This is a genomic window from Streptomyces sp. NPDC003042 (assembly GCF_053591315.1).
On the sequence record NZ_JBSFTP010000003.1, the window covers coordinates 150,056 to 175,830 of the forward strand.

Sequence of the window (25,775 nt, forward strand, 5' to 3'; positions counted from 1 at the left end):
GGGCGCGTGACCGGCGACAATCGGCCGTGTGTTCCTGACGATCTCCACCACCGGCATCCCCGAACGACCCGCCACCGACCTGGGCTTCCTGCTGCACAAGCATCCCGGGAAGGCGCAGGCGTTCTCCACCTCCCACGGCACCGCCCACGTGTTCTACCCCGAGGCCACGGCCGAACGGTGCACGGCGGCCCTGCTCCTGGAGGTGGATCCCGTCGCGCTCGTGCGGCGCGGCCAGGGCAAGGGCCGGGGCGGAGCACCCGACGCCGCGCTCGCGCAGTACGTCAACGACCGGCCGTACGCCGCCTCCTCCCTGCTCGCCGTCGCGCTCAGCGGCGTATTCCGCAGCGCCCTGGCGGGCCAGTGCACGGCCCGGCCCGAACTGCCCGGGCAGCCGCGCCCGCTGCGGATCGAGATCCCGGCGCTGCCCGCCCGGGGCGGCGCGGAGCTGGTGCACCGGCTGTTCGGCCCGCTCGGCTGGGACTCCGTACGGACCGAGCCCGTCGCGCTCGACGAGCAGTTCCCCGAGTGGGGCGACAGCCGCTACGTACGGCTCGTCCTGGAGGGCGAGCTGAAGCTCGACGACGCCCTGCGCCAGCTGTACGTCCTGCTGCCCGTCCTCGACGACGCCAAGCACTACTGGATCGCCCCCGACGAGGTCGACAAGCTGCTGCGCGCCGGAGACGGCTGGCTGCCGGCGCACCCCGAGCACCAGCTCATCACCGCCCGCTACCTCGCCCGCCACAAGCGGCTCACCCAGGACGCCCTGGAGCGCCTGGAACTGGCCCGTCTCGCCGAGGCCGACGGAAGCGAGGCCGAGGAACTCGACAACGCCGTCGACGAGGCACGGGACACGGAGGAGCGGCCGCTGCCGCTCGCGGTGCTGCGGCGCGACGCGATCCTCGCCGCCCTGCGCGATGCCGGGGCCCAGCGCGTGCTGGATCTGGGCTGCGGGCAGGGCCAGCTGGTGCAGGCGCTGCTCAAGGACCCGGCGTACACCGAGATCGTCGGCGTGGACGTGTCCGTGCGGGCGCTGAACACGGCGGCCAAGCGGCTGCGGCTGGAACGGATGGGGGAGCGGCAGAGTTCCCGCGTCCAGCTCCTCCAGGGTTCGCTCGCGTACACCGACAAGCGGCTGGCCGGGTACGACGCGGCCGTGCTCAGCGAGGTGATCGAGCACCTGGACCTGCCGCGCCTGCCCGCGCTCGAATACGCCGTGTTCGGTTCGGCCCGTCCGCACACGGTCCTCGTGACCACGCCGAACGTCGAGTACAACGTCCGCTGGGACTCCCTGCCCGCCGGACAGGTCCGCCACCGCGACCACCGCTTCGAGTGGACCCGCGAGGAGTTCCGGACCTGGGCCGGCCAGGTCGCCGACCGGCACGGGTACGCCGTCGCGTACGTGCCCGTCGGGGACGACGACCCCGAGGTCGGACCGCCGACCCAGATGGCCGTCTTCACCCGTACCACCGAGACCCCGAAGGAGGGCCGGGCAGCATGACCGACACCGACACCGACACCGACACCGACACCGACACCGCCACCGACGCAGCCACCGAGGCCCGGACCCACCGCGTCCTTCCCGTCACCGACCTGTCCCTCGTCGTCCTGGTCGGGGCCACCGGATCGGGCAAGTCCACCTTCGCCCGCAAGCACTTCAAGCCCACCGAGATCCTCTCCTCCGACTTCTGCCGGGGGCTCGTCGCCGACGACGAGAACGACCAGAGCGCCAGCAAGGACGCCTTCGAGGTCCTGCACCACATCGCCGGCAAGCGCCTCGCCGCCGGCCGCCTCACCGTCGTGGACGCCACCAGCGTGCAGCCGGAGTCGCGCCGCCGGCTCGTGAAGCTGGCCCGCGAGTACGACGTACTGCCCATCGCCATCGTCCTCGACATGCCCGAAGCGGTCTGCGCCGAGCGCAACGCGGCCCGTCCCGACCGGGCCGGCCTGCCCCGCCGCGTCATCCAGCGCCACCGCAGCGAGCTGCGCCGCTCGCTGCGCGGACTGGAGCGCGAGGGCTTCCGCAAGGTGCACGTGCTGCGCTCGGTGGAGGAGGCCGAGTCGGCCGAGGTCGTCCTGGAGAAGCGGTTCAACGACCTCACCCACCTCACCGGCCCCTTCGACATCATCGGCGACATCCACGGCTGCGCCTCCGAACTGGAGACCCTGCTCGCCAAGCTCGGCTACGAGAACGGCGCCCACCCCGCGGGCCGTACCGCCGTCTTCGTCGGCGACCTCGTCGACCGTGGCCCGGACAGCCCCGGCGTGCTGCGCCGCGTCATGGGCATGGTCGCGTCCGGCAACGCCCTGTGCGTGCCGGGGAACCACGAGAACAAGCTCGGCCGTTACCTCAAGGGCTCCAAGGTCCAGCAGACCCACGGCCTCGCCGAGACCGTCGAGCAGCTCGCGCGCGAGCCGCAGGAGTTCGTGGACGAGGTACGGGAGTTCATCGCCGGCCTGGTCAGCCACTACGTCCTCGACGGCGGCAAGCTCGTGGTCTGCCACGCCGGGCTGCCCGAGAAGTACCACGGGCGCACCTCCGGCCGGGTCCGCTCGCACGCCCTCTACGGCGAGACCACCGGCGAGACCGATGAGTTCGGCCTGCCCGTGCGCTACCCGTGGGCCGAGGACTACCGCGGCAAGGCGGTGGTGGTCTACGGCCACACCCCGGTCCCGGACACCACCTGGATCAACAACACCATCTGCCTCGACACCGGCGCCGTCTTCGGCGGCCGGATGACCGCCCTGCGCTGGCCCGAGCGCGAACTGGTCGACGTACCGGCCGAGAAGGTCTGGTACGAGCCGGTCAAGCCGCTCGTCACCGAGGTCCCCGGAGGTCATGACGGCCGCCCCCTCGACCTGGCCGACGTCCACGGGCGGCGGATCGTGGAGACCCGGCACCTGGGCAACGTCACCGTGCGCGAGGAGAACGCGGCGGCCGCCCTGGAGGTCATGAGCCGCTTCGCGGTCGACCCCCGCCTGGTCCCGTACCTGCCGCCGACCATGGCGCCCACGGCCACCTCGGGGCAGGAGGGCTGGCTGGAGCACCCGGCCGAGGCCTTCGCGCAGTACCGCGCGGACGGCATCGAGCGGGTCGTGTGCGAGGAGAAGCACATGGGCTCCCGCGCCACCGTCCTGCTGTGCAAGGACGCCGACGCCGCCCGCGAGCGCTTCGGCGCCGAAGGGCCCACCGGCTCCCTCTACACCCGCACCGGGCGGCCCTTCTTCCAGGACCCGGAGGTCACCGAGGAGTTCCTCGCCCGGCTGCGCTCCGCGGTCGGCGCCGCGGGCCTGTGGGAGGAGCTGGCCACCGACTGGCTGCTGTTCGACGGGGAACTGCTGCCCTGGTCGCTGAAGTCCACCGGCCTGCTGCGCAACCAGTACGCCGCCGTGGGCGCCGCCTCCCGCGCCGTCTTCCCCGACGCCCTCGCCGCCCTGGAGGCGGCCGCGGCCCGGGGCATCGACACCGGAGCCCTGCTGGAGCGCCAGCGCGGCAGGTCCGAGGACGCGGCCGCCTTCACCGAGGCCTACCGGCGCTACTGCTGGACCACCGACGGGCTGGACGGCGTACGCTTCGCGCCGTTCCAGCTGCTCGCGGCGGCCGGCCGCTCGCTGGCGGCCGTACCGCACGACGAGCAGCTCGCCTGGCTGGACCGGCTCGCCCTGGCCGACGAGACGGCCGGCGGGGGCCTGCTGCGCCGCACCGCCCGGGTCTACGTGGACACCGGCGACGAGGCGTCCGTACGGGCGGGCACCGACTGGTGGCTGGAGCTGACGGCGGCCGGCGGCGAGGGCATGGTCGTCAAGCCGCTCCAGGCGTACGCCCGGGACGCCAAGGGCCGGCTGGTCCAGCCGGGGGTCAAGGTGCGCGGGCGTGAGTACCTGCGGATCATCTACGGCCCGGAGTACACGCGTCCGGACCACCTGGAGCGACTGCGCGGCCGCTTCCTGGGACACAAACGCTCGCTCGCGCTGCGCGAGTACGCGCTCGGCCTGGAGGCGCTGGACCGGCTGGCGGCGGCGGAGCCGTTGTGGCGGGTCCACGAGGCGGTCTTCGCCGTGCTCGCCCTGGAGTCGGAGCCGGTCGACCCCCGGCTCTGACAGAGGCACACGCCGTAAAGCGGCGGCCCCCGTACGGCCGCGAATTAGGTCGTATGGGGGAACTTTCCCGGAGAACTCCGGGAAAGCCACCGGCGGGATCGTTCATCCAGGGCAGCGGAGTGTCCGCGACCCTGGAAGGACGGAACGTCACCTATGAAGATGACCGCGCGCGGAAGCATTGCGGCGCTCTTGACCTGTATGGCCGCGGCCGGCGCGGCCTCCCCGGCCGTGGCCGACTCGGTTCCGGTGGGTGTCCCCCTGGACGCCGTCGAGACCACCCTGGGCCTGACCGCCCCGCGTCTGGCCACGACGGTGCCGGTCCCGATCGTCGGCGCCCCCGAGGCCCCGCGCCACCACACGGGCGACCTGCTTCCCAGCCCGCTGCTGCCGGTGGTGCCGATCGCCACCGAACTCGGCGCCACCCGTCTCACCTCCCCGGTGCCGAACCTGGCCGGAGCGCCCGAGACGGACGGTGAGGGCTCCGTGCACTCCCCGGCCACGACCCTGCGCGCCCGCGGCCCCGGCGCGATCGTCGGCGCCCCGCTGTCGATGCCCGACGGCAGCAACTTCGGCATCCCGAACGTGGTCGCCCCGAGGCTCGGACTGACCGCCCCGGAACTGATCGGCGCCCCGACGGCGCTTCTCGGCCTGCGCTGAGACCGCGAAGCCGACGCCAGGTCAAAAAGCCGCACGGTCTGGGAATCTGTAGGGCATGGGATTCCATGTCGACTCCGAGACCGGGCGGCTTCGCCGCGTCATCCTCCACCGGCCCGACCTGGAGCTGAAGCGGCTCACACCGAGCAACAAGGAGGCCCTGCTCTTCGACGACGTGCTGTGGGTGCGCCGGGCCCGCCAGGAGCACGACGGTTTCGCGGACGTGCTCCGCGACCGCGGCGTCGACGTCCATCTCTTCGGCGACCTGCTCCGCGAGTCCCTCGACATCACCGAAGCCCGGCGCCTGGTCCTGGACCGGGTCTTCGACGAGAAGGAGTACGGGCCGCTCGCCACCGACCACCTGCGCTCGGTCTTCGACGGACTGTCCTCGGCCGATCTGGCGGAGGCACTGGTCGGCGGCATGACGAAGCGCGAGTTCCTGGAGCGGCACACCGAACCGATCTCGGTGCTCTTCCACGCCCTGGACCTGGACGGCTTCCTGCTGGGGCCGCTGCCCAACCACCTCTTCACCCGGGACACCTCCGCCTGGATCTACGACGGGGTGTCCATCAACGCCATGCGCTGGCCGGCCCGGCAGCGCGAGACCGTGCACTTCGAGGCGATCTACAAGCACCACCCCCTCTTCACCGGCTCCGGCGCCTTCCACTACTGGTCACAGGGCCAGGAGGACTACCCGTCGACGATCGAGGGCGGGGACGTGCTGGTCATCGGCAACGGAGCCGTGCTGATCGGGATGAGCGAGCGCACCACCCCGCAGGCGGTGGAGATGCTCGCGCGCGGCCTGTTCGCCGCCGGGTCCGCCACCACCATCGTGGCGCTCGACATGCCCAAGCGGCGGGCCTTCATGCACCTCGACACGGTGATGACGATGGTGGACGCGGACACCTTCACGCAGTACGCGGGCCTGGGCATGCTGCGCTCCTACACGATCCGGCCGGGCAAGGGCCCGAGCGAGCTGGAGGTCACCGACCACGCGCCGGAGCACATGCACCGGGCGATCGCGCACGCGCTCGGGCTGGACGCGCTCCGGGTGCTGACCGCCACGCAGGACGTGCACGCGGCGGAGCGGGAGCAGTGGGACGACGGATGCAACGTGCTGGCCGTGGAGCCGGGGGTGGTGGTCGCGTACGAGCGGAACGTCACCACCAACACGCACCTGCGCAAGGAGGGCATCGAGGTGATCGAGATCCCCGGCAGCGAACTGGGGCGGGGGCGGGGCGGACCGCGGTGCATGAGCTGTCCGGTGGAGCGGGACGCCGCTTGAACGCCTCCCCGCCCGCATGCCCCCACTCGAATGCCCCGCTCGAATGCCCAGGCCCGAACGTCTCCCCGTATGTATATCAATGCAGAGGATCGTATATACTTCCAGTTCTGTCCCGTCAGCGCCCCCCAGGAGTGTCCCCATGGCCACCGACCTCTTCGGCCGCAGTTTCCTCAAGGAGCTCGACTTCACCGCCGCCGAGTTCCGCGGCCTGGTCGAACTCGCCGCCCAGCTCAAGGCGGCCAGGAAGGCCGGTACCGAGCGGCCGCGGCTCCAGGGCAAGAACATCGCGCTGATCTTCGAGAAGACCTCCACGCGCACCCGCTGCGCCTTCGAGGTCGCCGCCGCCGACCAGGGCGCGAACACCGTGTACCTCGACCCCTCCGGCTCGCAGATGGGCCACAAGGAGTCGGTCCGGGACACGGCGCGGGTGCTCGGCCGGATGTTCGACGGGATCGAGTACCGGGGCGATAGCCAGGACGCCGTCGAGGAACTCGCCGCGCACTCGGGCGTGCCGGTCTTCAACGGCCTCACGGACGACTGGCACCCCACCCAGATGCTCGCCGACGTGCTCACCATGACCGAGCACTGCGCCAAGCCGCTGGAGCGCATCGCCTTCGCCTACCTCGGGGACGCCCGCTTCAACATGGGCAACTCGTACCTGGTGACCGGCGCGCTGCTCGGCATGGACGTACGGATCGTCGCGCCGAAGCAGTACTGGCCGGCCGAGTGGGTCGTGGCGCGGGCGCGCGAGCTCGCGGCGGCCAGCGGGGCGCGGATCACCCTCATCGAGGAGGTCGCGGAGGGTGTGGCGCAGGCCGACTTCGTGGCCACGGACGTCTGGGTCTCGATGGGCGAGCCCAAGGAGGTCTGGGACGAGCGGATCGGCGCGCTGGCCCCGTACGCCGTCACCATGGACGTGCTGCGCGCGACCGGGAACGCGGACGTGAAGTTCCTGCACTGCCTGCCCGCCTTCCATGACCTGGGCACCAAGGTCGCCCGCGAGGTCCACGAGCGGCACGGGCTGGAGTCGCTCGAGGTGACGGACGAGGTGTTCGAGTCCGCGCACTCGGTCGTCTTCGACGAGGCCGAGAACCGCCTGCACACCATCAAGGCCGTGCTCGTCGCCCTGCTCGCGGAGCCGCTCGTGTAGCCGCTCGGCACAGCCGGGTCGCGCAGCCGCTCGGCGCAGCCGGTCGCGTAGCGTTGTTGCGTTTCTGTGACGGTGGTCACGAGTCGGTGATACCGTCGGCTTCGTGAGCCCCTTCACCGGTTCCACATCAGCGACCGAACGGTGGCGCCACCTGCGGGTGACCCGGCAGGACGGCGTGGCCACCGTCACCCTCGACCGCCCCGACAAGCTGAACGCGCTCACCTTCGGCGCCTACGCCGACCTGCGCGATCTGCTCGCCGAACTGACACGTGAGCGTTCCGTACGCGCCCTCGTGCTGGCCGGCGAGGGGCGCGGCTTCTGCTCCGGCGGAGACGTGGACGAGATCATCGGCGCCACCCTCGCCATGGACACCGCCCAGCTCCTCGACTTCAACCGGATGACCGGCCAGGTGGTCCGCGCCGTCCGGGAATGCCCCTTCCCGGTCATCGCCGCCGTCCACGGGGTGGCCGCCGGCGCCGGAGCGGTGCTCGCTCTCGCCGCCGACTTCCGGATCGCGGATCCCAGCGCCCGCTTCGCCTTCCTGTTCACCCGCGTCGGCCTCTCCGGCGGGGACATGGGCGCCGCCTACCTGCTGCCCCGGGTCGTCGGCCTCGGCCACGCCACCCGGCTGCTGATGCTCGGGGAACCCGTACGCGCCCCCGAGGCGGAGCGGATCGGCCTGCTCAGCGAGCTGGTCGACGAGGGCAAGGCCGACGCCCGGGCCACCGAACTGGCCGCCCACCTCGCCGCCGGACCCTCCCTCGCCTACGCCCAGACCAAGGCCCTGCTGACGGCGGAGCTCGACATGCCGCTGGCCGCCTCCGTCGAGCTGGACGCCAGCACCCAGGCGCTGCTGATGCACGGCCAGGACTACGCGGAGTTCCACGCGGCCTTCACCGGGAAGCGGCCGCCGGAGTGGAAGGGCAGGTAGGCACATGTCCGCGCGCGCCATGCGGGTCGCCGTCGTGGGCGGGGGACCGGGAGGGCTGTACGCCGCCGCGCTGCTGGCCCGCCAGGGACACACCGTCGAGGTCTGGGAGCGGGGGGCACCACAGGACACCTTCGGCTTCGGCGTCGTCCTGTCCGACGAGACCCTCGGCGGCATCGAACGCGCCGACACGGCCGTCCACGCCGCCCTCGGCGCCGAGTTCGTCCGCTGGGACGACGTGGAGGTGGTCCACCGGGGCCGCCTGCTGACCTCCGGCGGCCACGGCTTCGCCGCCCTCGGCCGGCGGCGGCTGCTGGAGATCCTGCACGAGCGCTGCACGGCCCTCGGGGTCCGGCTGCGGCCGCGCACGGAGGCGTCGGACGCCTGGGCGCTGGCCGGCGCGTACGACCTGGTGGTCGCGGCGGACGGGGTGCACAGCGCGACCCGCCGGCGCGGCGCCGCGCACTTCCGGCCGACCGTCACCGCGGGGCGCTGCCGCTACATCTGGCTGGCCGCGGACTTCGCCTTCGACGCCTTCCGCTTCGAGATCGCGGAGACCGCGCACGGGGTGATGCAGCTGCACGCCTACCCGTACTCCGCCGACGCCTCGACCGTGATCGTCGAGATGCGGGACGAGGTGTGGCGGGAGGCCGGCCTCGACCTCTGTGGCGAGAGCGAGTCAGCGGCCCGCTGCGCCAAGATCTTCGGCGAGGCCCTGCGGGGACGGCCGCTGCGCGGGAACCGCTCGGCGTGGACCCGCTTCCGTACCGTCGTCAACGAGCAGTGGTCACATGGCAATGTGACATTGCTCGGTGACGCGGCACATACGGCGCACTTCTCCATCGGCTCCGGCACCAAGCTCGCCGTCGAGGACGCCCTCGCGCTCGCCGAGGCGGTGGCCGCGGAGAACGAGGTACCGGAGGCGCTCGCGGCGTACGAGGCGGCGCGGCGGCCCGCCGTGGAAAGCACCCAGCGGGCGGCGGCCGCCAGCATGCGCTGGTTCGAGGAGATCGAGGGCTACGTCGACCAGCCCGCCCGGCAGTTCGCCTTCAACCTGCTGACCCGCAGCCGCCGGGTGACGCACGACAACCTGCGGCTGCGCGACGCCCGCTTCACCCGTGCGGTGGAACGGGACTTCGGCTGCCCGGAAGACGGAACACCGCCGATGTTCACCCCCTTCACGCTGCGTGGACTGACCCTGCGCAACCGGGTCGTGGTCTCACCGATGGACATGTACGCGGCGCGGGACGGGGTGCCGGGGGACTTCCACCTCGTACACCTGGGCGCGCGAGCCCTCGGCGGGGCCGGCCTGGTCATGACCGAGATGGTGTGCGTGTCCGCCGAAGGCAGGATCACCCCCGGCTGCGCCGGCCTCTGGACGGCGGAGCAGGCCGCCGCCTGGAAGCGGATCGCCGACTTCGTCCACACGTCCGCGCCCGGCACCGCGCTGGGCGTCCAGCTCGGCCACTGCGGCCGCAAAGGATCGACGCGCGTGATGTGGGAGGGCATGGACGACCCCCTGCCCGAGGGAAACTGGCCGCTCGTCGCCGCCTCCGCTCTGCCGTACCGGCCGGGCGTCTCCGCCGTCCCGCGCGCCCTGGCCGCCGCCGATCTCGCCGCGATCCGCTCCGACTTCGAGGCCGCCACCGTGCGGGCCGCCGACTGCGGCTTCGACCTGCTGGAACTGCACTGCGCGCACGGCTACCTGCTGTCCGGCTTCCTGTCCCCGCTCACCAACCACCGCGACGACGCCTACGGCGGCTCCCTGGAGAACCGGCTGCGCTTCCCGCTGGAGGTCTTCGACGCGGTCCGCGCGCTCTGGCCGGACGACCGCCCGATGACGGTCCGGCTCTCGGCGACCGACTGGGCGCCCGGCGGCACCTCGCCGCGGGACGCCGAGCGGATCGCCGCCGCCTTCGCCGCCCACGGCGCGGACGCGGTGGACGTGTCCACGGGACAGGTGGTGGCGGACGAGGCACCGGAGTACGGGCGCTCGTACCAGACCCCCTACGCCGACCGGATCCGCAACGCCCTCGGCATCCCCGTCATCGCGGTCGGCGCCATCTCCTCCTGGGACGACGTCAACTCGCTGCTGCTGGCGGGCCGCGCCGACCTCTGCGCGGTCGGCCGCCCCCACCTGTACGACCCGCACTGGACCCTGCACGCGGCTGCCGACCAGGGCTACGCCGGACCGGCCGCGCCCTGGCCCGACCCGTACCGGGCGGGCAGCCGCAAGCCGCCGACCGGGCGGGGCTGAGACGGCACCCGGGTCACATTGCAGGGTGACGGGTCACACTGCAGGGGCACATTGCACGGTCACATCGCGACGACCTCGGCGCGGTCCTCGACCGGTGTGTAGCCCAGGCGCAGGTATATGCCGTTGCTGGTGGGATTGGCCAGGTCCGTGAAGAGGAGGACCTGCGAGGCGCCGGCCGCGTACGCCGCTTCGCTCGCCGCGTGCGTGACCCCGGCGGCGTAACCGCGGCCGCGGACCCCGGGCGGCGTGTAGACGGGGCCGATGCGGGCGGCCGAGCCGACCGGGCGGTGGAAGGAGGCCAGCGAGACGGGCGCGCCGGCGTGCTCCCACAGCAGGATCCCGCCGTAGGAGAGCCGGTCGCGCAGGGCGCTCGCGGAGGCGGCGCCCGGCTGGCCGGACTCCCGGTTGAAGGCCTCGATCCACTCCAGCAGCAGGGGGAGGTCCGCCTCGGTGGCAGGCCGGGCCCGGCCGGCCGGCGCGGGGTCCGGGGCGACCAGAGCGGCCAGCCGGTACAGGCGGTTCTCCTCGGTGACCCGGGCCGGCCGCGCCCAGGCCCCGGCCAGCGCTTCCGCGTCGGAGCGGCGGGCGTTGAACCCGGTGATCCCGCGGAGCAGCGGCTGCGTGCCGAGGGCGGCCGCCAGCGCCCGGACCGCCTCCGCGGGCACCGCGCCGAGCAGCAGCGGGTACGGCGGAGTGCACAGCAGGCCCCCGGCGACGGCCCCGTCCGCCCCGGTCCACCAGCCGTAGAACGGGTCGGCCGGGCCGAAGGCATGGGGCCCGCGTCGCTCAAGGGCGTCGGCCGTGGTGAGCAGGATGGTGTTGGAGACGGGCTGCGCGGCCAGCGAGGGGCCGGCCGAGGCCAGATAGGCCGCCAGGTCGCAAGAGAAGGTCCAGGTCATGGCCCATCCTGTCGTCGTGCGGGGTCCTCGCGCATCCGAGTTCCTGAGCGCAGGCCTCGTCACGGCCCGGCGAACTCGGCGCCCGGATCCCGCAGCCGCGCGTGCAGTTCGGCGAAGACGGCCGCCGCCCGGTCGCCCGGCCAGTCCGCCGGGAGCAGCTCGCGGGGCAGGCCCGGGTCGGCGTAGGGCAGCCGGCGCCAGGTGTCCAGGGCGAGCAGGTAGGCGCGGTACGCGTCCTGCGGTGTCGGGGGCGGGCCCGACTGGAGGGCGCGCAGGACGGGCTCGTGCAGGTCGAGGAACTCCTCGTGCTGCTTGGCCAGGGCCGTCAGGTCCCACCAGCGGGCCACCGCCTCGGCGGTCGGGGCGAAGCCGAGGTGGGCGCCGCGGAAGAGCTCCACGTACGCCGTCAGGTGCAGCCGCACCAGGGTGTGCCCGGTCTCCTCGGACAGCTGGGCCGGGGCGATCCACACGCCCGGGGCGACCGCCCCGAAGCCGAGGCGGGCGAGGCGGGAGCGCAGCAGGTGCCGCTTGTGCCGCTCCTGCTCGGGGACGGAGAAGACCGCCACGAGCCACTCCTGGGACACCGGCGTGGTTCCGTAGATCCGCCGGTCGCCGTCCTCCAGCATCAGGCGGGCCTCGTCCGAGAGGCCGTAGGCCGCCGACCCGTCCGCCGCCCGCGCGGGCACCAGGAAGCCGCGCCGCTTCAGCCGGGACACGGAGGAGCGGACGGACGGCGCGTCGACGCCGGCCGCCCCCAGCAGGCGGACCAGCGCGGATACAGGGACGGGTCCCTCGAAGGACCGCCCGTAGGCGCCGTAGAACGTGACGATCAAAGATCGCGGGGTGTGCTGCTCGGCCACGGGTTCACTTTAGATCGCGCAGCCGGAACCGCTGCAGTTTGCCGGTCGCGGTGCGCGGCAGCGCGGGGAGGAAGACGAAGGAACGCGGGCACTTGTGCGGGGCCAGTTCGCCGCGCATGAAGGCGCGCAGGATTTCTTCCGTCAACACTGCACCGTCACGTGTGACGGTGTACGCCACCACGATCTGCCCACGCCGTTCGTCCGGGTGGCCCACGACCGCCGCCTCCACGACGTCCGGATGGCGCAGCAGGGCCTCCTCGACCTCCGGGCCCGCGATGTTGTACCCGGAAGAGATGATCATGTCGTCCGCGCGGGCGACGTAGCGGAAGTAGCCCTCCGGGTCGCGGACGTAGGTGTCACCGGTCAGATTCCAGCCGTCCCGTACGTACTCGCCCTGCCGTGGATCGGCCAGGTAGCGGCAGCCCACCGGCCCGCGCACCGCCAGCAGCCCCGGCTCGTTGTCCGCCACCGTCCGCCCGGCGGAGTCCACCACCCTCGCCTCCCAGCCGGGTACCACCCGCCCGGTGGTACCGGGGCGGATGTCCTCGTCGGCGGCCGAGATGAAGATGTGCAGCAGCTCGGTGGCCCCGATCCCGTTGATGATCCGCAGCCCGGTGCGCTCGTACCAGGCCCGCCAAGTGGCGGCGGGCAGGTTCTCGCCCGCCGAGACGCAGCGGCGCAGCGCGGAGAGGTCGTAGGCCCCCGCGTCGTACGGGCCCAGGGTGTCCAGCATCGACCGGTAGGCGGTGGGCGCCGTGAACAGGACCGTGACCCGGTGCTCGGCGAGCGCGGGCAGCAGCTGCCGGGGCGCGGCCTGCTCCAGCAGCAGCGCGCAGGCCCCGGCCCGCAGCGGGAAGACGAGCAGCCCGCCGAGCCCGAAGGTGAACCCGAGCGGCGGACTGCCCGCGAACACGTCGTCGGGGCGGGGGCGCAGGACGTTGCGGGAGAAGGTGTCGGCCACGGCGAGCAGATCGCGGTGGAAGTGCATGCAGCCCTTGGGGCGCCCGGTGGTCCCGGAGGTGAAGGCGATCAGCGACACGTCGTCGGCGGAGGTCTCGACGGCGGCGAAGGGCTCGGTGTGCGCCTCGGCCAGCCGCAGCAGGTCGTCGGGGCCGTCGCCGCCGTACGGTGTGATCCGCAGCCCGGGCACATTGGCCTTGCACAGGTCATCGAGCACGGTCACATGGCACAGTGCGTGCCGCACCTGTGCCATCGAGCAGACCGTGGCCAGCTCCTGGGCCCGCTGCTGGGCCAGCACCGTGACGGCCACCGCGCCCGCTTTCATCACCGCCAGCCAGCAGGCGGCGAGCCAGGGGCCGGTGGGCCCGCGCAGCAGCACCCGGTTGCCCGGGACCACGCCGAGATCGACCGTGAGCACATGGGCGAGGCGGTCCACGCGGTCGCGCAGCTCCCCGTACGACCACACCTCACCGGAACCGGTGCGAAAGGCCGGACGGTCGGCCCCGAACCGGTCGATCGTGGCGTCGAGCAGCTCGGCGCCGCAGTTCAGCCGGTCCGGATACGCCAACTCGGGCAGTTCGAACAGCAACTGCGGCCAGGCGTGCGCGGGAGGCAGGTGGTCGCGGGCAAAGGTGTCGGCATGAGCGGATGGCTTGAGCTCCAAGGCGGGTTCGCCCCCTTGCAACGTCCGGATTGAGGTGGAGCCGGCCGTGCGGTCGCGCGACGAGCGTATCGTGACGGTGACGGCAGTCAACAGGACGCGATAAGACTGGGGCATTCGGATGACCGGATTCGCGCTCGGGGCGGACGAAGAGCAATGGTGCGGGGAGTTGCGCGACCTCGCGCGGCAGCGGCTGAAGCCGCTCGCCGAGAAGGGTGAGCCCGGCCGGGTGAACCGGCCACTGCTGGCCGCACTGGGTGAACTGGGGCTCCTGGAACGGGTCTTCACCTCCGGAGCCCTGCAACTGTGCCTGCTCCGCGAGTCCCTGGCCTACGGATGCACCGAGGCGGAGACAGCCCTGGCCCTGCAAGGCCTGGGGGCGTATCCGGTGCTGCGCTCGGGCAGCGAGGCGCAGCGGGAGCGGTGGCTGCCGGGCGTACGGGCGGGCCGGCTGGTGGCGGCGTTCGCGCTGAGCGAGCCCGGGGCCGGCTCGGACGCGGCGGCCCTGACCCTGTCGGCGGTCCGGGACGGTAAGGCCGCGGGCGCCGGCTGGCGGCTGAACGGGCGGAAATGCTGGATCTCCAACGCCCCCGAAGCCGATTTCTACACCGTCTTCGCCCGGACGGGTGAGGCGGCGGGGGCCAAGGGCATCACGGCCTTCCTGGTCCCTGCGGACCGGCCGGGGCTCACCGGCGAGCCGCTGGACATGCTCTCGCCGCACCCGATCGGCTCGCTCTCCTTCGACGGCGTGCCGGTCGGCGCGCGGGACGTACTGGGGGAGCCGGGGCAGGGGTTCCGCGTCGCGATGGAGACGCTGAACCTCTTCAGGCCCAGCGTCGGCGCGTTCGCGGTCGGGATGGCGCGGGCCGCGCTGGACGCGACGCTCGCGCACACGGCCGGGCGGACCGCCTTCGGCGGAGTCCTCGCCGACCTCCAGGCGGTGGCGCACCGGGTGGCCGAGATGGCGACCCGCACCGAGGCCGCCCGGCTGCTGGTCTACGCGGCCGCGGCGGCCTACGACCGGGGCTCCCCGGACGTCCCGCGACGGGCGGCGATGGCCAAGCTCCTCGCCACGGAGACGGCCCAGTACGTCGTGGACCACGCCGTCCAGTTGCACGGCGCGGCCGCCCTGCGGCGGGGCCACCTGCTGGAGCACCTGTACCGGGAGGTGCGGGCACCCAGGATCTACGAGGGGGCCAGCGAGGTGCAGCGCACGATCATCGCCAAGGAGCTGTACCGGGGGGTGACCGCGGGATGAGTCAGGACCGCACGAGCCCGGACCGCACGGGCCCGGACGGTACGGGCCCGGACGGTACGGGCCCGGACGGTACGGGCCTGGAACGGATCAACCCGGCGGAACTGTCCGCGGCGACGGGCTTCACCCACGCCGTCACCGCCACCGGCGGGCGCCTGGTGTTCCTGGCCGGCCAGACCGCGCTCGACGCCTCGGGCAGGGTGGTCGGGGAGAGCCTGCCGGAGCAGTTCGAGCGTGCCCTGGCCAATCTGCTGACCGCCCTCGCGGCGGCGGGCGGCGCCCCGGCGCACCTGGCCCGCGTGACGGTGTACGCGGTGGACGTGGAGTCGTACCGCGCCCATGCCGCCGAACTCGGCCGGGTCTGGCGCCGACTCGCGGGCCGCCACTATCCGGCGATGGCGGTCGTCGGGGTGGTCCGCCTCTGGGACACCGAGGCCCAACTCGAACTGGACGGCATCGCGGTCCTTCCGACGTAGGAGCGCCGCCGGGTCGGCGCCGCGTACGGTCAGGCCAGAGCGCGGCGGCGCCGGTACTCCTGCGTCGGGAGGCCGCCGACGCCCCAGTCCTCCAGGTCGACCTCGTCGATGAGGACGAAGGTGGTGGCGGGGTCCTTGTCGAGGACCCTGACCAGCAGGTCGGTGACACCCGCGATGATCTCGGCCTTCTGCTCGGCGGTGGCGCCTTCACGGGTGATCTTGACGTTGACGTATGGCATTGCAATGTCCTCCGTAGCGGTGCGGGGTGGGGTACGGGGAAGGGTGACGAGGGTTCAGCGGCGGCCGGTGATGTGGCCGCCGTCCACGCGCAGGGCGTGGCCCGTGACGAAGGCGGCGTCCGCGAGGTAGAGCACCGCCTCGGAGATCTCCGAGACCTCGCCGACCCGGCCCAGCAGCGCGAGCCCGCCGAAGGAGTCCACGTCGGAGCCCTCGTGCAGTGGCGTGCGGACGATGCCGGCCGCCACGAGGTTGACGCGGATGCCGTCGGCCGCGAGCTCGGCGGCCAGGCTCGTCGTCAGCGCGTGCACCCCGGCCTTGCTGACCACCGGCGCCGAGGCCGGGAAGCCGGCGAGGGCGTGGTCCACCAGCGTCGTGCCGATGTTGACGATGCTGCCGCCCCGGCCCTGGGCGCGCAGCGCCCGCACCACGGCCTGGGTGGTGAAGTAGGTCCCCTTGAGGTTGCCGGTCAGGTAGCCGTCGAGCTCGTCCTCGGTGACCTCGGTGAAGGGCCTGGAGGCGAAGGTTCCGGCGTTGTTGACCAGTACGTCGAGACCGCCGAAGCGCTCCAGCGCGACGCGGACGAGGGACTCCCCGGTCTCCGGCGCGGCGATGCTTCCCGCCACCCAGGCCGTCCGCTCCGGATGGCCGAGGTCGGCGGCGGCCTTGGCGACGCGGTCGGCGTCCCTGCCGTTGAGGACGACGTTGGCGCCGCTCGCGAGGAAGGCGCGGGCGATGTCCAGGCCGATGCCGCTGGAGGAGCCGGTGATCAGGGCGGTGGTGCGGGTGCCGGCGGGGGTGCTGCTGGTGTCGGTCATGGGTCGAGGTGCCTTTCGTGGCGGATCGGTTCGTCTGTTCGCCCGCTTGGGCGACACCGGAAACGTACGAGTCCGCAACTCATAACACCACGACGGATATTGAAGCATGTGATAATCCAGGCTTATGGATGTGGACCTGCGTGACCTCGAACTCCTGCACGCCACCGCCGACGCCGGCTCGCTGACGGCCGCCGCCGAACGCCTCTACGTCAGCCAGCCCGCCCTCAGCCAGCGGCTGACCCGGCTGGAGGACCGGCTCGGCATGCGGCTCTTCGACCGGCAGGGCCGTCGCCTCGTGCCCAACGCGGCGGGCCGCCGGATGCTGGCCGCCGCCCACCACATCCTCGCTGAACTGGAGTCGGCGACCCGCGACTTGAAGGACATCCGCGACGGGCGCGACCGGCGGGTCCGCTTCGCCGCCCAGTGCAGCACGACCTTCCCGTGGCTGCCGCCCGTGCTGCGCGCCTTCAGGGAGCGCGTGCCGGACGCCGACGTACGGATCGAGGCGGCTGCGGACGACGCGCCGATCGCCGCCCTCCTCGCCGACCGGGTCGACGTCGCGCTGGTCACCAAGCTCGACGGGCAGGTGGACCAGGTGACGCTGACCCGGTTGTTCGAGGACGAGATGGTGGCTGTGGTTCCCGCCGCGCACCCCTGGGCATCGCGTGAGTACCTGACCGCCCGTGACTTCGACGGCGTGGAGCTGGTGCTCTACGACGTCTACGACCAGAACCGCATCCCGTCGTTCCCGCTGCCGATCCCCGCCCGGTCGCGGCCCGCGCGGATCACCACCATGCCCGTGGTCACCGACCTGGTGGTCGAGATGGTGGCCGGCGGCCAGGGCGTGACGGTGCTGCCGAACTGGGTGGCCGCCCCCTACGCGTCCTCGCACGGCCTCGCGCTGGTCACCATCGGCGCGCGGCCGCTGACCCGCACCTGGTACTGCGCCACCCGCCCCGGCCCCCGCCCGCCCCACCTCGAGGCCTTCGTCGAGGAACTCCTGGCCCGCCTCAAGACCCCTGAGCCGCACGGGCCCGTCCGCCGGATCACCACGCCGTAGCGGCTGGCCGAAATCAGCCGATCATGTGTGCGCCTGCTCCTAGGGTCGGACGTATGAGTGACGTGAGCGGCAGGAGTGACATGAGCGACATGGGTGTCAGGAGTGCCATGAGTGACAGCGTCGGTGCCGGTGGACAGTCCAGGCGCGGGGTCCTGAAGGCGGCCGTGGCCGGGGCGGGGGCGGTCGCCGCGGTGGGCGTGGGAGCCTCCGCCGCGCACGCGGACGGGCGGCGGCGCGGCGCGCCCACCTTCGTCCTCGTCCACGGTTCCGGGAGCAACTCCTATGCCTGGTCGGCGGTCTTGGGCGAGCTGGCCCTGCGCGGGCACCGGGCGATCGCGGTCGACCTGCCCGGACACGGGACCGGCGCGTACTTCCCGGTCTCCTACCAGGCCCCTCAGGACCTGGAACGGCTGAGCACCGAGCCGTCGCCGATCGCCAAGGTGACGCTGGCGGACTTCGCGGCGCACGTGGTGGGCGTCGTACGCGCCGCGTACCGCAACGGCCCCGTGATCCTGGTCGGCCAGAGCCTGGGCGGGGTCACGGTGAACGCGGTCGCCAACCAAGTGCCCGAGCTGATATCCCACTTGGTGTACGCCTCCGCGTTCTGCCCGACGCGGCACGCCTCGGTGAACCAGCTGATGACGACCCCCGAGGCATCCTCCAGCGCCCTCTTCCGCATACCCGCCGTCAAGACGCCGCCGGAACTCGGGCTCAGCCGGGTCAACTGGCGCTCGGGCGACCCCGTCTTCTTCGCGGCGGTGAAGGAAGCGCTGGGGGTCGACTGGCCGGACGCAGAGGTACGGGCGCTCCTCAACACGCTGGAGCCGGACGAGTCCGCGGCGATCGGGGCCGCCGACGCCCGGGGGCTGCCGGACCGGTGGGGGCGGGTGCCGCGTACGTATCTGCGCTTCACCCGGGACCGCTCGATCCCGCCGGCCCTGCAGGACCTGATGATCCGCGAGGCGGACGAGACGACGCCCCGCAACCGCTTCCGCGTACGGTCGCTGGCCACGCCGCACATCGGTCCGCGCGACGCGGCCGTGTGGGCGGACGAGCTGGAACTCGTGGCGCGGATGTGCCGCTGAGGGCCCGAGACCGCTGAGGGCGGAGGCGCTCGTCACACGGCCGGCGGGTCAGGGCTGCCGGTCCCTGATCCGCCGGACATGTGACTCGCCGGCCCCCTGACCCCACCCGGCGAGGGGTTACCGGCCGCCCTCCAGCAGGCCGCCCATCCACTCCTCGATGCCCGCCACCGTGCGCGGCAGGGCCCCCGACATCAGGCGGGCGCCGTCGGCCGTGATCACCAGGTCGTCCTCGACGCGTACGCCGATGCCGCGCAGCTCCGGCGGGAGGGTCTCGTCGTCGGGCTGGAGGTAGAGGCCGGGTTCGACGGTGAGGACCTGGCCCTCCTCCAGCACGCCGTCCAGGTAGGTCTCGGCCCGCGCCTGCCCGCAGTCGTGGACGTCGAGCCCCAGCATGTGCCCGCTGCTGCACAGCGTGTACCGCCGGTGCAGGTCGCCGTCCGCGTTCTTCAGGATCCCCCACTCCGCGAGGCCCTCGGCGATCACCCGCATTCCGGCCCGGTGGAAGTCCCCGAAGCTCGCCCCCGGGCGCAGCGCCGCCATCCCCGCGTCCTGCGCGGCGAGCACCAGCTCGTACACCTGCCGCTGCACCGGAGAGAACCGTCCCGAGAGGGGGAGGGTCCGGGTGATGTCGGCCGTGTAGAGGGTGTCCGTCTCGACGCCCGCGTCCAGCAGGAGCAGTTCGTTCCCGTTGAGCCGGCCGTCGTTGCGGATCCAGTGCAGCGCGCACGCGTGGGCGCCCGACGCCGCGATCGTGTCGTAGCCCGTGCCGTTGCCCTCCGCGCGGGCGCGCAGGCCGAAGACGCCCTCGATCCACCGCTCGCCGCGCGGATGCGCCAGCGCCTGCGGGAAGGCCCGTACGACGTCCTCGAAACCGGCGGCCGTGTGGTCGACCGCGAGCTGGAGCTGCTCCACCTCCCAGGCGTCCTTGATCAGCCGCAACTCGGAGAGCGCGGCGGCCAGTTCACCGTCGGAGGCGGCGTTGCGGGCCGACGGCGCGCCCAGTGTGTCGAGGTGCGCGCAGCGGATGCCGGTGAGGCGCTCCGCCTCCGCGAGGTCGGGGCGGCGCCCCACCCAGAACTCGCCGTGGCGGCGGTCGCGGTAGAACTCCTCGTTCCCGTTCCCCCGGGGCGAGCGCGGCCGCAGGTAGAGCACCGCCTCGTGGCCGTGCGGCCCGGACGGCTCCATGACCAGGACGTGGCCCACCTGGTCCTCGCCCGTCAGGCCGGTCAGCCAGGCGTACGCGCTGTGCGGCCGGAAGCGGTAGTCGCAGTCGTTGGAGCGGACCTTCAGCTCACCGGCCGGGATGACCAGCCGCTCGCCCGGGAAGCGCGCGGAGAGGCGGGCGCGGCGGGCCGGGGTGACGGCGTGGGCGGGGACGCGTGCTGCGGCGGACAGCGGTGAGGCCGCCCAGTTCCCCGACATGAAGCGGGACAACTCGTCAGACACCGGGAGGTCATGGCTGCCGGTGTTGAGGCGGGAGGAGGTGTCGGTCACGGAGGCTCCCTCAAGAAGAACCGAACTGGTGGGCGCACAGGGGTTGTCAGTGCAATTTCACATTACTATGTTACAGCTCACACTGCGGCACGTTAACTCCCCTCAAACGCCGTGTGACGCAGGGCAGTTCACGCACCACCTCCCCCACCTCCTCTTCTCACCAGGAGTCATTGGTGTCCCAGCACAGAGCTGTGCGTACGTCCCTCCTCTCCGCCGCCGTCGCGGTCACCCTCCTCGCCACCGCGGGGCAGGCCGTGACACAGGCCGCCGATCGCGGCAGCCCCGCCGCCGCGCCCGGCGTCAACGCCCCGGCCGCCTCCGTCCCGGCCGCCCTCGCCTCGGGAGCCTCCGTCGCGCCGAACCCCTTCGACGAGGTCGAGCGCCTGGCCAACGCCCGGGAGCTCACCCCGGCGCCCGCCCCGGGCCCCGGCGGCCAGGCCGTCACCGACGGCCGGATACCCGGCGCCGCCCCGGCCGCGACCGTGCCGACGTCGGCCGCCTCCGCCGAACGCATGGAGAAGAGCCGCGAACTGGCCTCGGCCCAGGCGGCGCCCACCGCGCGCAGCCTCGTCGTCGCAGTCCCCTGCACCCTCGACGGGATCAAGAACCTCACCCCGGAGCAGTTCGCCGACTTCCTCGCCGACCAGGCCGTCCTCGCCGACGGCTGCCTGCGCGGTCTGATCTGGACCTGGGACGCCCGCCTGGCGCCCGTCATGTCCGACGCCCACGTCCAGGCCGTCTCCCGCCGGATATCCAGCCTGGCCGCCGCCCACGACGGCCGTAACTCCTCCCACCTGGAGGAGATGTTCACCTACCTGCACGCCGCCGCGTACCACGACCACTCGCGCTCCGAGATCGACCTCACCGACGCCCCGACGGTCGACGCCGTCCGCCGGGCCATCGCCGACTTCGGGGCCGCCGCCCGCACCTTCGACGTGACCGCCTCCAACGCCCGCACCCTGCGCGAGGCCCTCTACGCCGGCAGCGCGCCCGGTCTGCGCCAGCACCAACTCGGCCTGATCAAGAAGGTCCTGGCCACCATGGACCCGGCCCACCCGGCCACCCACCTCGACGCCGGCTGGGCGGGCGCCGCGCTGGCCGGCCTCTCCGTCAACTACCTCGGCGTCTACCCCGGCAACCGGGACACCGCCTTCCACGCGGCGGTGGCGGCCGACCCCGCCTACCGCGCGGCCTTCAAGGCCTTCTCGGGCCACACCCACCTCAAGGGCACCGGCAACTCCTGGGTGGCGCGCGACGCCCTGAGCGAGTACGGCCGCTTCGGCCAGGTCGAGGGCCTGGAGGGCCAGGTCGTCGCCGACCTCGGCGCCCTGCTGGAGCCGGTCAAGTCCGCCTTCGGCAACGGCAGTCCGCAGTGGGCCTCGCTCGTCTCCTGGCTCAACGTCTACGAGGCCTGCAAGCCGTACGGGGTGTGCAAGGAGGACATCGAGAAGCAGATCTTCCCGTACACCTACACCTACGACAACGGCGCCATCAAGGTCCGCACCGGCCTCGACCAGGCCACCGTCGACCAGCTGTACTACGCGAGCAAGCAGGTCAAGGCCCAGTACCACCGCGTGCTGGGCACCGAGCAGCCCCTCGCAGGCGACCCCAACTCCACGCTGAACATCGTGCTCTACGGCTCGCGCGCCGACTACGAGAACTACCACCCGATCCTGACCGGCTACGACACCGACAACGGCGGCATCTACATCGAGAACGGCGCCACCTTCTACACCTACCAGCGCCGCGTCCCGCAGGACTCCTCCCTCACCCTCGAGGAGCTCTTCCGCCACGAGTACACGCACTACCTCAACGGCCGCTACGCCGTGCCCGGCTTCTTCGGCGAAGGCCCCTGGTACGAGGGCGACCGTACGACCGCCATGGACGAGGGCACCGCCGAGTTCTTCGACGGCGCGACCCGCGACAACGGCATCGCCGTCCGCAAGTCCCTCGTCAAGAGCATCATCAACGACACCGCCGGCGGCGGTCCGCGCATGAGCGTCCAGCAGGTGCTGAACGCCACCTACGACGGCGACGGCTTCCGCTTCTACAGCTACGCCGGCACCTTCTTCGAGTTCCTGTGGACCGAGAAGCCCACGCAGCTGCGGGAGATGTACACCCATCTGCGCAACAACGACGTGGCGGCGTACGACTCCTGGCGCCACCGGATGGGCGCGGACACCTACCTCCAGCGCGACTACGACCGCTTCCTGGACGCGCAGATCGCCAAGGTGGACGAGCTGTTCGTGCCGAACACCACCTTCACGCCGAACGGCCAGCTCCGCGACGCGGCCCTCGCGTCGGTGAAGTCGTCGTTCGCGACGGCCACGTACAACACCCCGGACTGCGTGGAGAACGGCGCGCCGGGCAAGCGCCGCTTCACCTGCACCGGCCGGATCACCGCGAACCTGAAGAACTGGCGCAGCGACGACCAGAACTTCAAGGACATGTCCGAGACGGTGGACTACTTCATCCTCGACCGGGCGGGCGCGGCCTCGAACAACCTGGCCGACATGAACTGCTCCTTCGGTCCGCTGCAGATCTGGGACAGCAAGGTCGCGGGCAGCGCCGGTTACAGCTGTGAGGGTCCGCTGCGCGGCTGACCCCTCCGCGCCCTCGGGCCGGTCCCACGGGGGGACCGGCCCGGGTACACGGTGATTCTGGAAATAGCACTGTGGCCCTGGAAACTTGGCTGTGACCCTGTAAACGCTACTGAAGAATGTGACATATTACTGCCATGGACGTCGTGATCATTGGCGCCGGCGTCGTCGGAGCCGCATGCGCGTACTACGCGAGCCGTTCCGGACTCTCCGTCGCCGTGGTCGACCGGGGCCCGGTCGCGGGCGGTACGACCGGCGCCGGAGAGGGCAACCTGCTCGTCTCCGACAAAGAGGCCGGCCCGGAGCTCGACCTGGCACTGCTCTCCACCCGGCTCTGGCACGAACTCGCCTCCGCCCTCCCGCAAGAGATCGAGTACGAGTCCAAGGGCGGCCTCGTCGTCGCCCCGCACGAGACCACCCTGAAGGCGCTACGGAGCTTCGCGGACGGCCAGCGCGCGGCGGGCGTCGTCTCCGCCGAGGTGGGCTCCGACGCCCTGCGCGAACTGGAACCCCACCTGGCCCCGGGCCTGGCGGGCGGCTTCCACTACCCGCAGGACGCCCAGGTCCAGCCGGCCCAGGCGGCGGCCCGGCTACTGGCCGCCTCGGGCGCCCGGCTGCACCTCGGCGAAGAGGTGACGGGCATCCTGCTGGAGCACGGCGCCGTACGCGGCGTCCGCACCCGACACCGTGAACTGCGCGCCCCCGCCGTCGTGAACGCGGCGGGCACCTGGGCCGGCCACATCGCCTCGCTCGCCGGGGTCGACCTGCCCGTCCTCCCGCGCCGCGGCTTCGTCCTGGTGACCGAGCCGCTGCCACGCCTGGTCCGGCACAAGGTGTACGCCGCCGACTACATCGCGGACGTGGCCAGCGGCTCGGCCGCCCTCCAGTCCTCGGCGGTGGTCGAGGGCACCCCGGCGGGCCCGGTCCTCATCGGCGCGACCCGCGAACGGGTCGGCTTCGACCCGAGCCTGTCCACCGAGGCCCTGCGCCGCCTCGCCGCCCAAGCGGCAGGCCTCTTCCCCGTCCTGGCCGACGCGCACGTCCTGCGCGCCTACCACGGCTTCCGCCCCTACCTGCCCGACCACCTTCCGGCGATCGGCCCCGACCCCCGGGTGCCCGGGCTGCTGCACGCCTGCGGCCACGAGGGCGCGGGCATCGGCCTGGCCCCGGCCACCGGCGTGCTGATCACCGCCGCCCTCACCGGAGCCGAACCCCCCGTCCCCCCGCACCCGTTCCACCCGGACCGCTTCGGGTCGGCACCGGACCCGGCCTTCTGAGGAGAGCCCTGATGCGCAGCCCCCGCTCACTGGTCGGCGGAGCCCCCACGGCCACCTTCCCCGTCGCGTTCGACGGCCGCGACCTCCCCGCGCAGGCGGGCCAGAGCATCGCCGCCGTGCTGTGGGGCGCCGGGATCCTCGCCTGGCGGACCACCCGCGACGGCGGCGCCCCCCGCGGGGCGTTCTGCGGGATCGGGGTCTGCTACGACTGCCTCGTCACCGTCAACGGCCGCCCCAACCAGCGCGCCTGTCTCGTTCCCGCCCGCCCCGGGGACTCCGTCACCACCCAGGAGGGGACCGGACATGCCGACCTCGCCGTATGACCTCGCTGTCGTGGGCGCGGGCCCGGCCGGGCTGGCCGCCGCCGTCACGGCCGCCGGCCTCGGACTGCGGGTGACCGTACTGGACGCGGGGGAGCGGCCCGGCGGGCAGTACTACCGCCACCCCGCGTCCTGCCTCGGCGCCGCCCGCCCGCAGGCACTGCACCACGACTGGCGGGCCTTCGCCACCCGTGAAGCCGCCCTGCGCGCGCACGAGTCGGCCGGGCGGATCGCGTACCTGCCCTTCCACCACGTCTGGACGGTGGTCCCGCGGGGCGAAGCCTGGACCCTGCACGCCGTCGCCGGTCCCGAGGAGGCCGCGGCGAGCGTCCACGCCCGCGCCGTCCTGCTCGCCACCGGGGCCTACGAGCGCCAACTGCCCTTCCCCGGCTGGACGCTGCCCGGCGTGATCGGGGCCGGCGGGGCCCAGGCCATGCTCAAGGGCGGCCTCGTCCTGCCCGGCCGCCGGATCGTCGCCGCCGGCAGCGGCCCGCTGCTGCTCGCCGTGGCCGGCTCCCTCGCCGCCGCCGGGGCCACCGTGCCGGCCGTGGCCGAGGCTGGCGCGTACACCGCGTACGCCGCCAAGGCCCCCGCCCTGCTGCGCAACCCCGCCAAGCTCGCCGAAGGCGCCACGTACGGCGGCGCCCTGCTGCGCCACCGCATCCGGCTGCTCACCCGGCACGCAGTGACCGAGGCCCACGGCAGCGAACGGGTCGAGGCCGTCACCGTGGCCCGGCTCGACCGGGACTGGCGTCCGCTGCCCGGCACCGCCCGCCGGATCCCCTGCGACGCGCTCGCCGTCGGCCACGGGCTCGTGCCGCAGCTGGAACTGGCCACCGGCCTCGGCTGCGCCACCCGCCGGGCCCCCGACGGTACGGTCGCCCTCACCCTGGACGACGAGCAGCGCACCTCCGTGACCGGCATCTGGTCCGCCGGGGAGACGGGCGGTGTCGGCGGGGCGCAACTCGCCCTGACCGAGGGGGAGATCGCCGCCCATGTCATCGCCGGGCGGCCCGCCCCGGCCCCGCTCGTGCGGGCCCGCACCCGGCTGCGGGCCTTCGCCGACGCGATGGCCGCCGCCCACCGGCCCGGAGCCGGCTGGACCGGCTGGCTGCGGGACGAGACGGACGTGTGCCGGTGCGAGGAGGTACCGGCCGGCCGGATCCGCGAGGCGGTCGAGGAGCTCGGGGCGCGGGACGCCCGTACGGTCAAACTGCTCACCCGGGCCGGGATGGGCTGGTGCCAGGGCCGGATGTGCGGCCCGGCCGTCGCCGCCCTGGCGGGTGGGGAACCGGCGCCGGACCGGCGTCCGCTGTCCTGTCCGGTGCCTCTGCGCCACCTCGCCGAACTCCCTTCCGAGAGCGGCTGATCGGTCGGCCCTGGGCCCTTGTGGCCATGTCA

General features: G+C 73.0%; 21 protein-coding genes. 15 read left to right on the forward strand and 6 right to left on the reverse strand.

Going from position 1 to position 25,775, the window contains the following annotated elements; all coding sequences use genetic code 11:
* Window positions 1–28: 28 nt before the first annotated feature.
* The 7 genes from ACWDYJ_RS03060 to ACWDYJ_RS03090 all read left to right on the forward strand — a co-directional run bounded on the left by ACWDYJ_RS03060 (window position 29) and on the right by ACWDYJ_RS03090 (window position 10,372).
* On the forward strand, window positions 29–1,498 hold the full coding sequence (locus tag ACWDYJ_RS03060; RefSeq protein ID WP_451563693.1) for a 3' terminal RNA ribose 2'-O-methyltransferase Hen1: 1,470 nt from the start codon (window positions 29–31) through the stop codon (window positions 1,496–1,498).
* Window positions 1,495–4,098 carry a polynucleotide kinase-phosphatase gene (locus ACWDYJ_RS03065; RefSeq protein WP_451563694.1) on the forward strand — a complete coding sequence of 868 codons (2,604 nt, stop codon included), beginning with the start codon at window positions 1,495–1,497 and terminating at the stop codon, window positions 4,096–4,098. The genes ACWDYJ_RS03060 and ACWDYJ_RS03065 overlap by 4 nt, the downstream gene beginning before the upstream one ends.
* Window positions 4,099–4,251: 153 nt before the next feature.
* Window positions 4,252–4,755, forward strand: coding sequence for a hypothetical protein (locus tag ACWDYJ_RS03070; RefSeq protein WP_451563695.1), 504 nt, complete (start codon window positions 4,252–4,254; stop codon window positions 4,753–4,755).
* Between the two features lie 55 nt (window positions 4,756–4,810).
* Window positions 4,811–6,037, forward strand: coding sequence for an arginine deiminase (locus ACWDYJ_RS03075; RefSeq protein WP_451563696.1), 1,227 nt, complete (start codon window positions 4,811–4,813; stop codon window positions 6,035–6,037).
* A 139-nt stretch (window positions 6,038–6,176) separates the two neighbouring features.
* The gene (gene argF, locus ACWDYJ_RS03080) at window positions 6,177–7,187 is read left to right on the forward strand and encodes an ornithine carbamoyltransferase (RefSeq protein WP_451563697.1); all 1,011 of its coding nucleotides are present in this window, start codon (window positions 6,177–6,179) and stop codon (window positions 7,185–7,187) included.
* A 103-nt stretch (window positions 7,188–7,290) separates the two neighbouring features.
* Window positions 7,291–8,118, forward strand: coding sequence for an enoyl-CoA hydratase family protein (locus ACWDYJ_RS03085; protein ID WP_451563698.1), 828 nt, complete (start codon window positions 7,291–7,293; stop codon window positions 8,116–8,118).
* 4 nt (window positions 8,119–8,122) lie between these two features.
* Window positions 8,123–10,372: a bifunctional salicylyl-CoA 5-hydroxylase/oxidoreductase gene (locus ACWDYJ_RS03090; RefSeq protein WP_451563699.1), complete on the forward strand. Its 2,250-nt coding sequence runs from the start codon at window positions 8,123–8,125 to the stop codon at window positions 10,370–10,372.
* A 59-nt stretch (window positions 10,373–10,431) separates the two neighbouring features.
* On the opposite strand, the gene ACWDYJ_RS03095 is transcribed toward ACWDYJ_RS03090, so the two are convergent.
* Genes ACWDYJ_RS03095 through ACWDYJ_RS03105 form a run of 3 tightly spaced genes read right to left on the reverse strand, consistent with a single transcriptional unit; the run spans window position 10,432 to window position 13,755 of the window.
* On the reverse strand, window positions 10,432–11,271 hold the full coding sequence (locus tag ACWDYJ_RS03095) for a GNAT family N-acetyltransferase (RefSeq protein ID WP_451563700.1): 840 nt from the start codon (window positions 11,269–11,271) through the stop codon (window positions 10,432–10,434).
* A 59-nt stretch (window positions 11,272–11,330) separates the two neighbouring features.
* Window positions 11,331–12,131 (reverse strand): PaaX family transcriptional regulator, encoded by an 801-nt coding sequence (locus ACWDYJ_RS03100; RefSeq protein WP_451563701.1) that lies wholly within the window; start codon window positions 12,129–12,131, stop codon window positions 11,331–11,333.
* A 4-nt stretch (window positions 12,132–12,135) separates the two neighbouring features.
* On the reverse strand, window positions 12,136–13,755 hold the full coding sequence (locus ACWDYJ_RS03105) for an AMP-binding protein (RefSeq protein WP_451563702.1): 1,620 nt from the start codon (window positions 13,753–13,755) through the stop codon (window positions 12,136–12,138).
* Between the two features lie 118 nt (window positions 13,756–13,873).
* Here ACWDYJ_RS03105 and ACWDYJ_RS03110 point away from each other — a divergent pair, with 118 nt between their 5' ends.
* Both ACWDYJ_RS03110 and ACWDYJ_RS03115 read left to right on the forward strand, forming a co-directional pair.
* Window positions 13,874–15,010 (forward strand): acyl-CoA dehydrogenase family protein, encoded by a 1,137-nt coding sequence (locus tag ACWDYJ_RS03110; RefSeq protein ID WP_451563703.1) that lies wholly within the window; start codon window positions 13,874–13,876, stop codon window positions 15,008–15,010.
* A complete protein-coding gene (locus ACWDYJ_RS03115) occupies window positions 15,007–15,483 on the forward strand; it encodes a RidA family protein (protein ID WP_451563704.1) in 477 nt (158 codons plus the stop codon). The genes ACWDYJ_RS03110 and ACWDYJ_RS03115 overlap by 4 nt, the downstream gene beginning before the upstream one ends.
* A 29-nt stretch (window positions 15,484–15,512) precedes the next feature.
* On the opposite strand, the gene ACWDYJ_RS03120 is transcribed toward ACWDYJ_RS03115, so the two are convergent.
* Both ACWDYJ_RS03120 and ACWDYJ_RS03125 read right to left on the reverse strand, forming a co-directional pair.
* Window positions 15,513–15,722, reverse strand: a complete 210-nt coding sequence (locus tag ACWDYJ_RS03120; protein ID WP_451563705.1) for a tautomerase family protein — start codon at window positions 15,720–15,722, stop codon at window positions 15,513–15,515.
* A 54-nt stretch (window positions 15,723–15,776) separates the two neighbouring features.
* The gene (locus ACWDYJ_RS03125) at window positions 15,777–16,538 is read right to left on the reverse strand and encodes an SDR family NAD(P)-dependent oxidoreductase (RefSeq protein ID WP_451563706.1); all 762 of its coding nucleotides are present in this window, start codon (window positions 16,536–16,538) and stop codon (window positions 15,777–15,779) included.
* Between the two features lie 124 nt (window positions 16,539–16,662).
* Here ACWDYJ_RS03125 and ACWDYJ_RS03130 point away from each other — a divergent pair, with 124 nt between their 5' ends.
* Entirely contained in the window at window positions 16,663–17,598 is a 936-nt protein-coding gene (locus ACWDYJ_RS03130; RefSeq protein WP_451563707.1) for a LysR family transcriptional regulator, read from the forward strand.
* Window positions 17,599–17,705: 107 nt separating this feature from the next.
* Window positions 17,706–18,683 carry an alpha/beta fold hydrolase gene (locus tag ACWDYJ_RS03135; RefSeq protein ID WP_451563708.1) on the forward strand — a complete coding sequence of 326 codons (978 nt, stop codon included), beginning with the start codon at window positions 17,706–17,708 and terminating at the stop codon, window positions 18,681–18,683.
* A gap of 117 nt (window positions 18,684–18,800) precedes the next feature.
* On the opposite strand, the gene ACWDYJ_RS03140 is transcribed toward ACWDYJ_RS03135, so the two are convergent.
* Window positions 18,801–20,177 carry an aminopeptidase P family protein gene (locus tag ACWDYJ_RS03140; protein ID WP_451563709.1) on the reverse strand — a complete coding sequence of 459 codons (1,377 nt, stop codon included), beginning with the start codon at window positions 20,175–20,177 and terminating at the stop codon, window positions 18,801–18,803.
* Window positions 20,178–20,350: 173 nt separating this feature from the next.
* On the opposite strand from ACWDYJ_RS03140, the gene ACWDYJ_RS03145 reads away from it, so the two are divergent.
* The 4 genes from ACWDYJ_RS03145 (at window position 20,351) to ACWDYJ_RS03160 (ending at window position 25,743) form a co-directional block, all read left to right on the forward strand.
* On the forward strand, window positions 20,351–22,780 hold the full coding sequence (locus ACWDYJ_RS03145; RefSeq protein ID WP_451563710.1) for a collagenase: 2,430 nt from the start codon (window positions 20,351–20,353) through the stop codon (window positions 22,778–22,780).
* 134 nt (window positions 22,781–22,914) lie between these two features.
* Window positions 22,915–24,054, forward strand: a complete 1,140-nt coding sequence (locus tag ACWDYJ_RS03150) for an NAD(P)/FAD-dependent oxidoreductase (protein WP_451563711.1) — start codon at window positions 22,915–22,917, stop codon at window positions 24,052–24,054.
* A gap of 11 nt (window positions 24,055–24,065) precedes the next feature.
* Window positions 24,066–24,377, forward strand: a complete 312-nt coding sequence (locus tag ACWDYJ_RS03155; RefSeq protein WP_451563712.1) for a (2Fe-2S)-binding protein — start codon at window positions 24,066–24,068, stop codon at window positions 24,375–24,377.
* Entirely contained in the window at window positions 24,358–25,743 is a 1,386-nt protein-coding gene (locus ACWDYJ_RS03160; protein ID WP_451563713.1) for an FAD/NAD(P)-dependent oxidoreductase, read from the forward strand. Before ACWDYJ_RS03155 ends, ACWDYJ_RS03160 begins: the two co-directional genes overlap by 20 nt.
* Window positions 25,744–25,775: the final 32 nt, after the last annotated feature.

What these genes read in the sequence shown, in the direction of transcription:
- ACWDYJ_RS03065 (WP_451563694.1), top strand. Translation starts at nt 1,495, where the DNA reads ATGACCGACACCGACACCGACACCGACACCGACACCGACACCGCCACC.
- ACWDYJ_RS03070 (WP_451563695.1), top strand. Translation starts at nt 4,252, where the DNA reads ATGAAGATGACCGCGCGCGGAAGCATTGCGGCGCTCTTGACCTGTATG.
- ACWDYJ_RS03075 (WP_451563696.1), top strand. Translation starts at nt 4,811, where the DNA reads ATGGGATTCCATGTCGACTCCGAGACCGGGCGGCTTCGCCGCGTCATC.
- argF (WP_451563697.1), top strand. Translation starts at nt 6,177, where the DNA reads ATGGCCACCGACCTCTTCGGCCGCAGTTTCCTCAAGGAGCTCGACTTC.
- ACWDYJ_RS03090 (WP_451563699.1), top strand. Translation starts at nt 8,123, where the DNA reads ATGTCCGCGCGCGCCATGCGGGTCGCCGTCGTGGGCGGGGGACCGGGA.
- ACWDYJ_RS03095 (WP_451563700.1), bottom strand. Translation starts at nt 11,271, where the DNA reads ATGACCTGGACCTTCTCTTGCGACCTGGCGGCCTATCTGGCCTCGGCC.
- ACWDYJ_RS03110 (WP_451563703.1), top strand. Translation starts at nt 13,874, where the DNA reads ATGACCGGATTCGCGCTCGGGGCGGACGAAGAGCAATGGTGCGGGGAG.
- ACWDYJ_RS03115 (WP_451563704.1), top strand. Translation starts at nt 15,007, where the DNA reads ATGAGTCAGGACCGCACGAGCCCGGACCGCACGGGCCCGGACGGTACG.
- ACWDYJ_RS03120 (WP_451563705.1), bottom strand. Translation starts at nt 15,722, where the DNA reads ATGCCATACGTCAACGTCAAGATCACCCGTGAAGGCGCCACCGCCGAG.
- ACWDYJ_RS03125 (WP_451563706.1), bottom strand. Translation starts at nt 16,538, where the DNA reads ATGACCGACACCAGCAGCACCCCCGCCGGCACCCGCACCACCGCCCTG.
- ACWDYJ_RS03130 (WP_451563707.1), top strand. Translation starts at nt 16,663, where the DNA reads ATGGATGTGGACCTGCGTGACCTCGAACTCCTGCACGCCACCGCCGAC.
- ACWDYJ_RS03135 (WP_451563708.1), top strand. Translation starts at nt 17,706, where the DNA reads ATGAGTGACAGCGTCGGTGCCGGTGGACAGTCCAGGCGCGGGGTCCTG.
- ACWDYJ_RS03150 (WP_451563711.1), top strand. Translation starts at nt 22,915, where the DNA reads ATGGACGTCGTGATCATTGGCGCCGGCGTCGTCGGAGCCGCATGCGCG.
- ACWDYJ_RS03155 (WP_451563712.1), top strand. Translation starts at nt 24,066, where the DNA reads ATGCGCAGCCCCCGCTCACTGGTCGGCGGAGCCCCCACGGCCACCTTC.
- ACWDYJ_RS03160 (WP_451563713.1), top strand. Translation starts at nt 24,358, where the DNA reads ATGCCGACCTCGCCGTATGACCTCGCTGTCGTGGGCGCGGGCCCGGCC.